Annotated in this window: 14 protein-coding genes; 8 read left to right on the top strand and 6 right to left on the bottom strand. The window is 42.4% G+C overall.

The features are described 5' to 3' along the window. Positions 1-23: 23 nt before the first annotated feature. On the top strand, positions 24-674 hold the full coding sequence (locus tag LVD17_RS23950; RefSeq protein ID WP_233762102.1) for a hypothetical protein: 651 nt from the start codon (positions 24-26) through the stop codon (positions 672-674). A gap of 12 nt (positions 675-686) precedes the next feature. Next, on the top strand, positions 687-1,250 hold the full coding sequence (locus LVD17_RS23945; protein ID WP_233762100.1) for a hypothetical protein: 564 nt from the start codon (positions 687-689) through the stop codon (positions 1,248-1,250). 313 nt (positions 1,251-1,563) lie between these two features. Here the strand turns inward: LVD17_RS23945 and LVD17_RS23940 are convergent, their stop codons facing one another. Both LVD17_RS23940 and LVD17_RS23935 read right to left on the bottom strand, forming a co-directional pair. Beyond that, a complete protein-coding gene (locus LVD17_RS23940) occupies positions 1,564-1,917 on the bottom strand; it encodes a hypothetical protein (RefSeq protein WP_233762098.1) in 354 nt (117 codons plus the stop codon). Between the two features lie 79 nt (positions 1,918-1,996). Continuing rightward, complete coding sequence (locus LVD17_RS23935; protein ID WP_233762096.1) at positions 1,997-2,755, bottom strand: hypothetical protein; 759 nt, start codon at positions 2,753-2,755, stop codon at positions 1,997-1,999. A gap of 177 nt (positions 2,756-2,932) precedes the next feature. On the opposite strand from LVD17_RS23935, the gene LVD17_RS23930 reads away from it, so the two are divergent. From LVD17_RS23930 to LVD17_RS23905, 6 genes are all read left to right on the top strand, one after another. Further along, positions 2,933-4,909: an FGGY family carbohydrate kinase gene (locus tag LVD17_RS23930; RefSeq protein ID WP_233762094.1), complete on the top strand. Its 1,977-nt coding sequence runs from the start codon at positions 2,933-2,935 to the stop codon at positions 4,907-4,909. Positions 4,910-5,435: 526 nt separating this feature from the next. Then, a complete protein-coding gene (locus LVD17_RS23925; protein WP_233762092.1) occupies positions 5,436-6,941 on the top strand; it encodes a xylulokinase in 1,506 nt (501 codons plus the stop codon). 24 nt (positions 6,942-6,965) lie between these two features. Continuing rightward, positions 6,966-8,342: a xylose isomerase gene (gene xylA / locus LVD17_RS23920; protein WP_233762090.1), complete on the top strand. Its 1,377-nt coding sequence runs from the start codon at positions 6,966-6,968 to the stop codon at positions 8,340-8,342. Positions 8,343-8,344: 2 nt separating this feature from the next. Next, positions 8,345-9,955 (top strand): sodium:solute symporter, encoded by a 1,611-nt coding sequence (locus LVD17_RS23915; protein WP_233762087.1) that lies wholly within the window; start codon positions 8,345-8,347, stop codon positions 9,953-9,955. A gap of 177 nt (positions 9,956-10,132) precedes the next feature. Next, a complete protein-coding gene (locus LVD17_RS23910; protein WP_233762085.1) occupies positions 10,133-10,546 on the top strand; it encodes a nuclear transport factor 2 family protein in 414 nt (137 codons plus the stop codon). 254 nt (positions 10,547-10,800) lie between these two features. Then, positions 10,801-12,282 carry a ComEC/Rec2 family competence protein gene (locus LVD17_RS23905; RefSeq protein ID WP_233762083.1) on the top strand — a complete coding sequence of 494 codons (1,482 nt, stop codon included), beginning with the start codon at positions 10,801-10,803 and terminating at the stop codon, positions 12,280-12,282. A gap of 139 nt (positions 12,283-12,421) precedes the next feature. On the opposite strand, the gene LVD17_RS23900 is transcribed toward LVD17_RS23905, so the two are convergent. The 4 genes from LVD17_RS23900 to LVD17_RS23885 are packed head-to-tail and all read right to left on the bottom strand — an operon-like array spanning position 12,422 to position 14,667. Further along, positions 12,422-12,661: a CBU_0592 family membrane protein gene (locus LVD17_RS23900; protein WP_233762081.1), complete on the bottom strand. Its 240-nt coding sequence runs from the start codon at positions 12,659-12,661 to the stop codon at positions 12,422-12,424. 38 nt (positions 12,662-12,699) lie between these two features. Beyond that, positions 12,700-13,185: a GyrI-like domain-containing protein gene (locus tag LVD17_RS23895; RefSeq protein WP_233762079.1), complete on the bottom strand. Its 486-nt coding sequence runs from the start codon at positions 13,183-13,185 to the stop codon at positions 12,700-12,702. 20 nt (positions 13,186-13,205) lie between these two features. After that, positions 13,206-13,775, bottom strand: a complete 570-nt coding sequence (locus tag LVD17_RS23890) for a pentapeptide repeat-containing protein (protein WP_233762077.1) — start codon at positions 13,773-13,775, stop codon at positions 13,206-13,208. A 7-nt stretch (positions 13,776-13,782) separates the two neighbouring features. After that, positions 13,783-14,667, bottom strand: coding sequence for an effector binding domain-containing protein (locus tag LVD17_RS23885; protein WP_233762075.1), 885 nt, complete (start codon positions 14,665-14,667; stop codon positions 13,783-13,785). Positions 14,668-14,733: the final 66 nt, after the last annotated feature.

Below are 14,733 nucleotides of genomic sequence, written 5' to 3'. Positions count from 1 at the left end.
GCAAAAATTAAACAGCTCCCGATATGAAAAAGGTATGCTTATTAATCTCACTGCTGATCGTTTACAGCTTGCCCTCATGGAGCCAGACCGATACACTTGACGTTGTCTCCTCTTTTATCCACGTGGGTGTTCCCGGGCCGGGCAAGTACAAAATTGTGGCTTTCAAACTCAGTACGGCTGAGAATGCCCCCATCAGTTGGCAGTCAGGCCCGATCGAACCGATTTTGGAAGATTCGGCGTCAAGGTTCATGATCAAAGTGGATGTGCCCAGGGCGATTTCGGAAAGTGCAGACATGCTGGAGTGTACAGCAATTGCGAAGAAATCTTACGGTATATGGAGTTGGCTGGGGTATAAAAAAGAGATAGAGATCCCCTATGGCGGGGTGAATCTGAGTGTGATCAAACTCGAAATTAAATCTGATCCAACAGGAGCAGAGGTCTACATGGTACCTATCAGGGTGTGGGACAAACTGTTCAAAAACAGAAAACTGGAGAGGAGCGTTGACGACCTGGAGTTTTACAAAGTCAATACCTCAGTCACGGATACCTTTGTGCGCATTGACCAAACGGTTTTTAAGGTTGTTTTCCATAGAAACGGTCTGTTCAAAACTCTCATTCATCGCCCACAGCCTCAATCGATAGAGCCTATACAAATAATAAATGTGCGTTTTTAATCCAAAAGTATTATGAAAGAACTTGGTAAAGTGTTTTCGGCTATTTCAGCCTGTTTTGCATTAGTACCCGGCATGATCATTTTGATCACAGAAATGGGTATTCCTCCGGGAACTTCCCGGGTGGTTTTTGGAGCTACCATAGAGGCTGTTTGTGTACTGATATTGCTGGTGCTATGGGTCAACAGGCAGAGAATTAAGCGATTTTCTTTCGAGCGAATTACTAAATATACAATCATACTGGGATCGGGCTATGTAATTCTTTTTACTTCGTATCTTTTTCTTTATGGGTATTATGTGGAAGAAGTCCCGTATGTTGCAGATTTACTTTTTCCGGTTTGGCCGGGTGGAGAGCTTGCAGAGGGGTTGCAAATCCATGGTGGCCAGACAAAACTGGTCGAAGCCTGGGGCAGGGATGATGTTTACAAAGTGATTCAAAGCTCTTCCCAAGCCTCTCTTCAAGCCACCACCATTCTCTTTCTACTCAACTATATGGGTATATTCATGACGCTGACCACCGGTTTTGCCATTTTAGGTATTAAGGTAAGCATGACCCCTGAGAGGCCATTGGAGGAGTGATATGAATGTACTCTTTTATTAAGCTCAGGACTTATTTGATCTGCCAGGCCCGATGAAGCATTCTGGCACCGGCCTTTTTATAATACAGAAGACACATAAATTATCCCGTAAACCCAGCCAAGGTACAGCGCAGTGTAGGCAAATGCATAGTAAATACTACGTAAAAAATTGCCCTCACAGGTTCCCGATTTACTAAAGATCAACTTTAAGGCCCTGATAAAAACCCAGTAGACAATGGCAACCAATGCTACCCAGGCAACTGACAGTATAAATTCAGCAAAAACTATAAAAAGAAGAATTCCGATGGTTACAATTATCCAGATGGCAATGGATACCAATATTCCTGCACCGGTATCATCTCCATCAAAAACAGGTATTTCTGGTGAAAGCTCATGCCGTCGGAGATCGTATTACCTCTCCATTTAAACTTCAGCTTATGAGATAAATCATCATATACATTGAAGCCATTATATAGACCAGTGGTGACAAAAGTAAAAAGAGCTATACAAAGGATACTCAGCGAAATAAACGAGTTTTCTATGATAGTCCTATGACTGGCAAGACCGGTTATGTAAACAATCAGTATAGTAATAACTAAAGTTACCGATGCAGTGATCAGAATTGTTTTACCGAAGAATAATTTTTTTGAAATCTTAACTCCGGGCATATGTCTATAGCATTAAAAGCTGCTTGTTAAATATCATGCCCGTGCGTAAACCCCTGGTGGTGTAATACATCAACGTTAATTACTTCAGCTTAACCCTGATCTCCGACTTGCTGTCACTTTTCATTGCCTTTACCATGTCAAATTTGAGGGTAACAGAGTTTTCTGATTTCTCAATGATTTCATAGTGTTGCACCTCAACTTTGTCAATTTTTCGGGGGAAATTAAGTACAGTGAGCATACTCATGTCCTGAAGCATCAGCATGGCCATTCCTCCGGATGGATCTTCTTCCGGTTTGTTCACATGCTCCACTGTTCTGGTAAAGGATTTTGGAGTAATGGTTACCTCGGTTTTTGTTTTTCCAAGCGGGTTTTCCTGGTTGTTCTTTTGTCCGTTTTCTTCTATCATGTTCATGAATGACAGAAACTCATCATTACTGCTGAATCCGAATCTAATTCCGGTTTTAATAAAACCTTCTTCTCTGCTGCCCCTCATGTAAGCCGTTGTTTTATCAAGTAGCGCCATAGTTTGCGGGTCGTTTTTCATTTCCGGTGTAAGCTTGGAATCGAGCGATATTACAGAGTCTATTTTATCGGGGAAGTCCTTCCAGACCATTTCCTGCACCTTGGCAGCAAGCGCAGCACTGTCCATAGTTTCTCCATCGGGAATAGTTAATTTGGCAGTGCTTTGCATCATTTTTTCCATCATAGGTATGATGTTGGCAGACACTTCATAGGTCCCGCTGCCATCTTTATTAAAGGTAATCTCTTCGCGTACTTCACCACATGAAGCCAGCAATACCAGGCATGCAAAAAAGGACAGTTTTAATGAGAGTTTCATAAAGGTTGTTTTTAGTTAATCCGGTTCGCAATATATATCAGAGATATGGGTTTTTAAAAAACTTATTTCAGATTTAGAATCCATGGCAAATGATAAGGCTATACTCAAACGGTTTTTTCCGTCGTTTTTCTGTTAAATTTGACGTATTATTGACGTAGATAAGCAAAAGGGTATTTTATGTATTTGATTGGCTATGATATTGGGAGTTCTACTATTAAGGCAGCATTGCTTGACGCAGAGAGCAATAAAACAGTAGGAGTGGTGCAGTACCCTGATCGTGAAATGGATATGATATCCAGGCAGAGTGGGTGGGCCGAACAGCAGCCTGAGGTATGGTGGCAGGATTTTACCCTGGCCACTCGTCGGTTATTACAGCAAACAGGTGTGAAGCCTCAGGATATAGCCAGCATCGGTATTTCTTACCAAATGCATAGCCTGGTGCTGGTGGATAAAGACCATCATATCCTTCGGCCTTCTATTATCTGGTGCGACAGCAGGGGAGTTGAAATAGGCAGAAAGGCCTTCATAGAGATGGGAAAAGAAAAATGCCTTGAACATTTGCTAAACTCTCCGGCCAACTTTACTGCTTCCAAGCTGAAATGGGTTAAAGATAACGAGCCCGACATATACAGCAAGACTTATAAATTCTTACTTCCCGGAGATTACATTGCGCTAATGTTAACCGGAGAGTTAAAAACAACAATCAGTGGCCTTTCAGAAGGAGTGTTCTGGGATTTTAAAGAAAAAAGGATCTCAACAGAGCTGCTGGAATACTATGGTATCGATAAGAGCATAGTTCCCGACCTGACATCGACCTTTGGGATTCAGGGAGTTGTTACCAAACAGGCAGCCGAGCTGACAGGGCTTAAAAAAGGCACGCCTGTTACTTACAGGGCAGGAGACCAGCCTACCAATGCACTGGCGCTTAATGTAATGAGACCCAATGAAGTAGCAGCCACCAGTGGTACGTCGGGGGTTGTCTATGGAGTAGTTGACCGACCCATATCGGACCCTCGCTCCCGGGTCAACTCCTTTGCCCATGTTAACTATGAGGATAACTTCGACAGAATAGGGGTACTGCTTTGCCTGAACGGAGCAGGTATACAATACAGCTGGATGAAACACCAGATCGCACGTAGCGACAGAAATTATAGTGACATGGAGCGTATGGTTTCTACAGTACCGGTGGGGTGCGATGGCCTTTGTATCCTGCCTTTTGGCAATGGAGCAGAGCGCATGCTGGAGAATCAGAGCATAAACTCGCATATTTTCAATATTCAGTTTAACCGGCATAACAGGGCGCACCTTTTCAGGGCTGCCCTGGAGGGGGTAGCTTTCTCTTTTGTAAAAGGGATCAATATTTTGAAAGAACTTGGGCTCAACGTTGATGTCATGCGGGTTGGTAACGATAATATGTTCCAATCGGAGGTTTTCTCTTCCACAATTGCTACTATTCTTGACTGCCATATAGAGGTAGTGGAAACTACAGGGGCCATTGGTGCAGCAAGGGCTTCGGGAGTGGCTACAGGAGTATATGCATCGCTAGATGATGCTTTAAAAGGTATCAATCCTACTCTTGTACATGAGCCAAAGTTTAACAGGGCATTGTGTCAGCAGGCGTACAACTATTGGGAGTCGGCGCTGGAACGGGCTTTGATGCAGAATCCACGCAAAGGAGAAAGCAACGAAAGCCTTAAAAATCAACTGCGGGATATGGAAAACCTTATCACCGACCGCAGCAAGGAGCTTACTACGCTACATCTGCAGTTGCAGAAGAAAGACGATTTTCTGGCTGAGATTAAAAATGACCTCAGGGAACTGAAGGAACTTAACCACAGTGATGAAAATCAGTACGAAAAAATACTGAGGAAAATTGACAGCCATCTTTCTTCAGAGGCACGGTGGGAATCATTTAAGCAACATTTCGAGATGATTCATAGTGATTTTTTCAAGAAGCTTAAAGCCGATTATCCGCAACTTTCCACATCCGAGATTAAATTGTCGGCTTTACTAAAAATGAAACTCAGTACCAAAGACATTGCTCAACAGCTTAACCTATCGGTGAGAGGAGTGGAGACAAGAAGATACCGGTTAAGGAAAAAACTTGAGTTAAACTCTGATATTGGCCTGGAGGAATTTCTCGGCTATATATAAGTTCGGAAGCTTTGGTTTGGTCAGCTTTACTAATCTTTGAAGACTTAGTAAAGCGAGTCTGTCATCTGCATTATACCATTCTGGGATGTTTTACTAAACTGTCGAAATTTTGATAGAGTGCCTCTTTCAGAATTACTAACGGAATATCAGGGGTTTACCATTCATTTTAGTATCACTAACAAATGAGCTGGATGACCCTTGTTGTGAAGTTCGGAAGCTTTGGTGCGGTTAGCTTTACTAATCCTTGAAGGCTTAGTAAAGCGGGGTCTGTCATCTGCATCATACCATTCTGGGATGTTTTATTAAGCTTTCGAAATTTTCGTAAAGCAGGTGTACTTCACCAATACGTCATTGGATTTTCAATTTTCTTAAAAAAGTGACGTAGAAATGAAGTCTTTTTGGCGAATTGATGCAGTATTTGATTTCGGGTATTCTTCATGTAAAAGATATTTATTTGCAATTAATGCTTTTGTGCAGAATATTATGAGGAATAGGCTGGAATATTCCTCTTACATAAACTATAGCAATGGATTCATATCTGATAGGTTTTGATGTAGGAAGCTCATCTATTAAGGCAGCGCTTGTAAATGCAGATACTCAGGAAATAGTGCAGGTAACTCACTACCCTGAAACTGAGATGGATGTAATAGCTCATTACCCGGGTTGGGCAGAGCAGAACCCCGAAACATGGTGGGAAAACTTATGTATGGCATCAAAAAGGCTTCTGGATAGGTCCGGCGTAAGATCTGAGCAAATAAAGTCAATCGGGATATCATATCAAATGCATGGCCTCGTGCTTTTAGGACAGAATAATGAAGTATTGAGACCCGCAATCATATGGAGTGACAGCCGGAGCGTGGAAATAGGCAGAAAGGCCTTTGCTGATCTGGGTAAGGAAAAATGCTACACGCACCTTCTTAATTCACCAGGCAATTTCACCGTGTCCAAACTGAAGTGGGTACTGGAAAATGAACCGGAGATCTATGATAAACTGAAGAAGTTTGTACTGCCGGGTGACTATATAGCCATGAAAATGACAGGCGAAATATGCACTACAGTGTCAGGAATATCCGAAGGTGTTTTGTGGGATTTTAAAAATGAAGAAGTGGCCGGCTTCCTTCTGGATTATTTCGGTATTGACGGCAGTAAGGTAGCTAATATCGTTCCCACATTTTCGGATCAGGGAAAACTACTTGCAGGCCCGGCCACTCAGTTAGGTTTAAAACCGGGGACACCCGTTACCTACCGGGCCGGAGACCAGCCGAATAACGCACTCTCGCTTAACGTATTTAATCCTGGTGAAATCGCCGCTACGGGAGGCACCTCAGGTGTCGTATATGCCGTGGTAGATCGTCCTGTTTCGGATAAGCAGTCGCGTATAAATGGTTTTGCACATGTAAACCACACCCGCCGTGATCCCCGGATAGGATTGCTGCTTTGTATTAATGGCGCGGGTAGTCAGTATAGCTGGCTAAAAAAGGAAATCTCTGATAATGGCACTTCTTATGAGGACATGGAGCGGATGATATCCCAGGTGCCGGTTAGTGCCGAAGGGTTAAGGGTGATTCCATTTGGAAATGGAGCCGAGCGCATGCTCGATAATAAAGTCCTTGGTTCTCATATTATCAACCTACACTTTAACAGGCACGGCAGGCCGCATTTTTACAGGGCCGCATTGGAAGGAATAGCCTTTTCTTTCATCTATGGTATGGAAATACTCAATGGAATGGGCATAGAGTCCAGGGTGATCAGGGTAGGTAATGACAACCTCTTTCGTTCATCAGCCTTTTCAACTACTATCTCAGCTATAACCGGGTGTAAAATAGAGGTAATAGAAACCACTGGTGCTGTCGGTGCGGCAAGTGCTTCAGGGGTGGCTATTGGTACTTATGCTACAGCGGAAGAGGCACTCTCGGGAGTAAAAGTTGCAAAAGTGTATGAAGTGGCCAATAATACTGAGGCATATCATGGAGCCTATGAAATATGGAAATCTGATTTAGAGAAGCTCTTACTGCAGGAACAAGAATTATAAACAAAGTATATAAAGCATATAACCATGAATAATAACGTGTCAGAAGAAAACAACGGAGAGATCAAGGTAGTGACAGGGGACAAGGAGTACTTTAAAAATATAGGGAAGATAGAATACGAAGGGCCGGAATCCGATAACCCGCTGGCTTTTAAATATTATGATGAAGACAAATTGGTAGGTGGTAAAACCATGAAAGACCATTTCAGGTTTGCAGTAGCTTACTGGCATACATTCTGTGGTACAGGCGGAGACCCTTTCGGTGCCCCCTCTAAGGAGTTTCCCTGGTTGGCGAGTAAGAATGCGATAGATTCTGCCAGGCATAAAATGGATGCTGCTTTTGAGTTTATGTCCAAGCTGGGCGTGCCTTACTATTGCTTTCATAATGTAGACCTGATCGATGAAGGAGGTTCTCTTGCCGAGACAGAAAAAAGAATGGAAGTGATCAGCGATTATGCATTGGAAAAGCAGCGTGAGACAGGGCTTAAAGTTTTGTGGGGCACTACCAATCTTTTCAGCCATCCGCGCTACATGAATGGAGCAGCCACCAATCCTGATTTTGACATTGTAGCCTATGCAGGAGCCCAGGTTAAAAACGCCATGGATACTACTGTAAAGCTCAATGGTGAAAACTTCGTTTTCTGGGGTGGAAGGGAAGGATACCTTTCCCTGCTCAATACCAACATGAAAAAGGAGCTCGATCACCTGGCCAGATTTTTCCATATGGTAAGAGACTATGCAAGGAAAAATGGGTTCAGAGGTAACTTCTTTATCGAGCCCAAACCTATGGAGCCTACCAAGCACCAATATGATTTTGATGCAGCCACTGTCATCGGCTTTTTAAGAGAGTACGATCTTATGGATGATTTTAAACTGAACCTTGAGGTTAATCATGCTACGCTGGCGCAGCATACTTTTGCCCATGAGCTTCAGGTAGCGGTCAATGCAGGTCTGTTAGGCAGTATGGATGCTAACAGAGGCGATTATCAGAATGGGTGGGACACTGACCAGTTCCCGGTCAATGTATATGAATTGGTGGAAGCCATGCTGGTGATCCTTGAAGGGGGAGGTTTCAAAGGAGGAGGTATTAACTTCGATGCAAAAACCAGACGTAACTCTACTGATCTGGAAGATATATTCTATGCACACATCGGCTCAATGGATGCCTTCGCAAGGGCGTTGGAGATATCTCATAACATTCTTGAAAATTCTGAATACAGCAATCTGAGAAAAGCAAGATATAGCAGCTTTAGTACTATGGATGGCAAGGCATTCGAAGAAGGCAACCTTACACTGGAAGACCTGCATGCCATTGCCCATAAAAACGCAGAGCCCAGACTGCGAAGTGGCAGACAAGAGCTTTTTGAAAATCTTATCAATCAATATATCTGGAAAACTAAATAAGAATGGTAGGATTAGAAACACTTGATTGGATTGTAATAGGAGTATATTTTCTGATACTCTTTGGCATTGCCGCATGGGTGATTAGAAAACGAAAAAATAATACAGAAGACTACTTCCTGGCAGGCAGAAATGCCGGCTGGTTCGTAGTGGGAGCTTCAATATTTGCCTCAAACATAGGCTCTGAGCACGTGGTGGGGCTAGCCGGAACCGGAGCAGCCTCTGGTATGCCTATGGCGCATTTTGAGCTTCATGCATGGATTGTGCTCTTATTGGGATGGGTATTTTTGCCTTTTTATGCGCGAAGTGGTGTATTTACTATGCCCGAATTTCTTGAAAGAAGGTTTAATAGCACCGCCCGCTGGTTCTTGTCGATTATTTCACTGGTGGGCTATGTTATTACAAAAGTATCTGTTTCAGTATATGCCGGCGGCGTGGTTATAGAAGCCCTTACCGGTGTCAATTTCTGGACCGGGGCCGTGATAACCGTGGTTATCACGGGGCTTTATACAATTCTGGGTGGTATGAGAGCTGTAATTTATACCGAAGCTTTACAAACAATCGTGTTGATATTAGGTTCTGGCGCCGTAACCTTCATAGGTCTATACCAAATAGGGGGGTGGGGTGAGCTCCGCGAAATAGCGGGAAGTGCTCACTTTGACATGTGGAGGCCGGTGACGGATCCTGATTTTCCCTGGACAGGGCTCCTCTTCGGAGGTACCATCGTAGGGATTTGGTACTGGTGTACTGACCAGTACATTGTACAAAGAACGCTGACAGCCAAAAATATCAATGTAGGACTTAAAGGCTCTATTTTCGGAGCATACCTAAAACTGACTCCGGTTTTTATTTTCCTTCTTCCCGGAATTATTGCCTATGCAATGACCAAGACCGGACAACTGGAGCTGGAATCGTCAGACCAGGCTTTACCTACTATGATGGCCACTTTATTACCAACCGGGATTAAGGGTGTGGCTGCTGCCGGTCTTTTGGCCGCACTTATGAGTTCTTTGGCATCAGTATTTAACTCATGCTCCACCTTATTTACGGTTGATATTTACAAAAAGATCAGACCGGAGAGTAGTGAAAAACAGTTGGTCAACGTCGGACGGGTAGCAACGCTGATCGTAGTAATGTTGGGGATAGCATGGATACCTGTAATGGCCAACATTTCAGGAGTATTGTACGAATACCTGCAGAGCGTTCAGTCGTACATAGCCCCACCTATAACCGTTGTCTTTTTACTGGGTATTTTCTGGAAGAGGATCAACTCAAAAGGAGCTCTGGCCACGCTTATAGGAGGCTTTCTGCTGGGAATGAGCAGATTGGTGCTGGAGCTTAATAAGGAGAAGCTTTCAGGCATTTTGCACACCTGGGCGACTATGAACTTCCTGCATTTCTGTATTCTTTTGTTCGTACTGTGTCTTGTTATATGTATAGCAGTAAGCCTTGCAACAGAGAAACCAGAGCAGAAAAGGCTTGATGGCCTTACATATGGAACATTAACTGATGAAGATAAAGCCAGTAATAAGAAAAGGTATGACTTAAAAGATGTATTACTCTCGGCAGTATTAATAGGTATCATCATATTAATACTGGGTTATTTTACGGGATAATTGATTATCTGGTAAGATCATTCTGTACAGGCAGGTGCTATGTAAAAAGACTTGTTAATAGGGCAGAACGCAGTGACAGTGGCAGTGTTGAAAGCATAAAGTAACAATAATTATTGTGTTTTGAGATGGGAATCAGTCATAACAGCTTCTCGAGTTTTTTATTAAAGTAGTAAATGTATGTATAAGTTGATGATTCAAAAGGCAAATAAGGTAAGTGCTAAAACCATAGTGGAGACATATTTTAATGCCATGGCAAAAGGAGACATAGCAAAAGCACTTACATGTTTTGCGGCCAATGTAAAATGGCACCAGCCGGGAATGAATAAATTTTCCGGCCTAAAAAGTAGTCCTGATGAAATTGGTCAGATGATTTTTGGGATGATAGAAGATGCAGGAGGAAGTTTGATTATCAGGCCTAACGGACTTTTAACAGAGAGCGGAGACTTAGTAGCTGCACCCATCCGCTTTACCTTTGTTAAACGCAATCAAAGCCTGGATATGGGAGGTTTGTTTGAAGTGAAGAATGGAGAAATTGCCTATGTATGGCTTTTTTCGGAGAATCAGCAGGAGGACGGTCTTTGGAGGGGTTGAAGGCTGCATATTTTAGAAGGCAGACTATTCTACAGCTAAAATAAACTTGGAGATACCAATCTGTTGGAAAAACGGATTGGTATTTTTCTTTTCGGAATCGAAGCCGAAGGCGCATTAATTCTCATCAATGCCGTCAGACTCAGTAAAGTTATTTGCATTTTTATTTATTCTTGTTGCCTCTTCCTTTTCCCAAAAATACCCAAGGTTGGGTATTTACGGGCAATTATTAATTGCTGAAATTGAACTTAAAAAACATGTCACACCTCTCAACAGATCGGTACAATGGAACTGCTACCAAATATTGCTTTGCTGAGTTCCCTTCCATTAAAATTTATAAAAACCAGACAGACAAGGATTGGAATAATCATTTGCTTTTTGGTGATTATATCAAAATTCTTGATACCGAAGTTGTCAATAATAGAATAAGAGTAAGGTGTAGAGGAAATACAGGTTGGGTCAAAGTTGATGAAATCAGAAAGGATCGATTATTGGAAATAAACTTCGTTGATATTGGACAAGGAGATGGTTGTCATGTAGTTACACCTGACGATCAGCACTTTATAGTGGATGCTGGTAAAGGCGATAATATGGAGCGCTACTTGTCCTGGCGGTTTAATTTGTATGATCGAAAAACTCCATTACCGTTTCTTTTCAAAGGTATAATAAGTCATTCTGATCTTGATCATTACGGCGGTTTTAAAAATATCTTTAAAAACGATAAAATCAATTTCGATAAGATATATCATAACTGCCTGGTGGAGCGGCCCGGTGACTTACCTTTTGGTGAAGTTAAGAACAACCATATACTTGGTTTAGTGCGGACAAATGATGAAATGCGTGCGTTAATCGGTGATCAGAATAATCGTAAGGGAACGAGGTCAACTTACTGCAAAACGCTTTATGAATGTTTAAAATATAGCCCGGATGTGGAATTTATCGGATTACTGGAAGAAAACAGGTTTGTTCAGGATTTTGATGGTAGCAATACAATTAAGGGCCTTCCATTTAGTCTGAAAGTACTGGGGCCGATACACGAAGGATCCAATGGCAGACACGCGCTTAGAACGATTAATAATACGGGAAAAGATAAAAATGGACACTCACTGATTATCAAACTACAGTATGATAAGGCAAGAATGCTTCTTGGGGGTGATGTAAATTCTGAATTCGGTGAGATCATTTGTAATTATTATAAAAGTATAAATAGACCTGATGAACTGGAGGTTGATGCTGCTAAGGCCTGCCATCATGGTAGCAACCACTTCAATTATGATTTTCTCGAGGCTGTAAACAGTGCTGCTACAATTATTTCGTCCGGAGATGATGAGAGCTATGCCCACCCCAGACCCGATGCTATAGGGGCATTTGGGAAATGTGGTTATGGTAAAAAACCGCTAATATTTTCCACCGAACTTGCAAGATCAAATGTGGAGTTGACAATGGCTAAACTCAAAAAACTGAATATGCTGGTAGCAAAAGCAGAATCCCTGGCTACTGAGATTAAGAAGATAGATAATGATGCCCTCACCAGGAATTTAAAAACTCAACTTTTAAAGACCAACAAAAACCTCAATAGCTACCTTACGAAGTATGGCATGATTAATTTACGTACGGACGGGTCAAAAATGATCATTGCCCAAAAGCTGGAGAAGCAAGCATCGTATGGCAAATGGGATATACATAAACTGGAATACTCCCAAAGTTCCGGGAGATTTGAATTAAGTGAAGCTCACTGATCAGGCATTACTATAGTGTTCAGGTTCCAGTGATGTGATGACATGGACTTATCCATGTATCAATTCTTCAGGCTTATATAGTTAAAGTCAAAAAAAGGATAAACTGCATGTTATTTAAAGAACAATTGCCTTTGACATATCAGCCACCTTTTCCATAATTGATCAGCGAAGCTAAGGATACGATCACACATGCCACTTCAAGGATTATAAAGGGTACATGCTTCAATAAAACAGAGGCCAGGCAGGTCATAGAGGCGCCGATCAGGTTCAGGAGGATGAATGACAGATCCTTGTTTGATATTTTTTCTGTTACATTAAGAAAGTAGGCGAGGAGTATCGGGAAAAGCCCGATTGAGCGCAGCCAGTCGGTTGCATTCATTTTTTAAAGATAATGAAAACCCGGAAACCGTACAGGGACTACTTGCTCTTTACTGGTACCCAAACCTCTTCCTCAGAGCCGGGATCGTTGTTTTTGTATTTATCACCCAGTATCTCAAAATGCTCTCTGTTGTCTAGTTCATAAGGAGATTGTGGTAGCCAGGTACCAAAGATAAACTGAAAGGTTTTGGGGAAATCAGCAGGTGTGCCTTTGTGAATAAATACAGCATACATGCCTCCTCTGAGGATGTATTGTTCCATACCTTCCGGCATGTGGTCAAAGCTAGAGACTTCTGCTACTGCCCATTTGGTGAATTTAGCATGTGGGTCAAAACCTGTGAAACCAGCCTGCTGATCATAAACCTGCATACTGATCAGATCAGCAGAAGTACGGTGCTTGATGGTACTGCGGTAAGGCATAAAGCTTTGCCATAGTTCACGCGTTTTGTTGTCTGCCAGCGTCATTTCAAGGTGCTTCCCTACAAGTTTCTTTTCAGGTATGGTTTCTATTCTGGGTGGTTGCATAAGGCTGATTTTTTATGGTTCTATTCTATTACAATATCATATTTGCTGAGCAGTCCGACCACTCCCGAAGCGGAGAACTTGGCCTTTTTTATGCTGTTTTTATCAGGGTCTATAGTATAGCCATAAGCCGTAACCAGGTTTACCTTGTCCAGGATGGTATTGTCAAAAATGGCACCTGAAAGATCGCAGTTGTCAAAAACTGATTCAGTAAGGTTGGCCTCTGCAAAGTCTGCTTCTTTAAGTTCACAGTTTTTGAACCGTGTTTTTTTGAGTGAGCGTTGAAAAAAAGAGGAGAGGTTGAGCTGGCATCCTTCAAAATTCACTTCAAACAGAAACTCCTTGCAAAGGTCGAAACGCAGGCCGAGTAGCTTACAATCTGTGAACCAGACATCCCTGAATGCAGTATCATTCAAAGTGGCCATACTCAGGTCACAGTTGGAGAAGGAGCAGTCTATGAAGTTGATGCCCGTGAGGTTTGCGTTACTCAGGGTGCAGTTAACAAATGTGCAACCTTCATAATCAGCTTTTTTCAAATCACCTTCGGCAAAGTCTGATATTTCAAAGGTCTTGTCGTAAATTACGTCTGTCATATCATCATTATTTAACAGGTATAAATATATCTATTTCAGAAGCAGGGTTCTCAGGGCCATAAAACCTCTCTCCATAATGCTCAAAATCGTCTCGCAAGTCCAGTTCAAAATCCGATGCGGCCAACCAGGTACCGTAAACATAATCCATAGATATGTGGAAATCCCTGATGCCTCCTTTGTGGGTAAAGCGAGCGTACTTGCCTGCAGGTAAATCATAGCAAGCCAGCCCTGCCGGGATATCTTCATAATGGCTAACCTCTACGGCCGCCCATTTTCGAAAGGTAAATTGTTCGGAGAAATCTTCCACTTTTGATTCGCTGTCATATGGGTGGACTCCATACATACCGGTATCCGTTACATGCCTGATTTCTTTGATCCTGGGTATAAAGCTCATCCAAAGCTCACGGATATTGTGGTGAGCCCGGGAAGATGAAGTTGATATAAATGCACCTACCAGCTTTTTAGCTATGGTTTCTACAATTTGCGGCTCGCGGGTTATATTTTTTTTTAAATGCTCAATTTTGCTGTCCGACAGCTCATTTTTTCTATAAGCCAGTTGGTGAAAGCCACGTTTACGGTATTTGGCAGGTGTAATCCGGTAAACACTTTTAAATGATCGGGTAAATGCCTCCTGAGACTCAAACTGGTAATCCATAGCAATAGACAGGATGGACCTGTCGGTAGAAATCAGGTCTTCGGCCGACCGGGTTATTCTTCTTTTTCTTACATATTCACCCACCGTATCTCCCGTTATAGCCATAAACACCCGAATAAAATAGTACTTGGAAAAACATGCCTGCTCTGCAATACGATCAACCGACAGCTCATGTGTTAAATTTTCTTCTATAAACCTTACGGCTTGCTTCACCCTTTGATAGTAGTAGTGTTTCATGGCTAAAGGCAATATTAACAAGGTTTGCCCGGCATTATTTGATAATTATTGCTAAAATTTCAAATG

Source organism: Fulvivirga ulvae (assembly GCF_021389975.1).
In the GTDB taxonomy this organism is placed as follows: Bacteria; Bacteroidota; Bacteroidia; order Cytophagales; family Cyclobacteriaceae; genus Fulvivirga; species Fulvivirga ulvae.
Note: the sequence above shows the minus strand (reverse complement) of the source record. Positions and strands in the feature narration are given on the sequence as shown.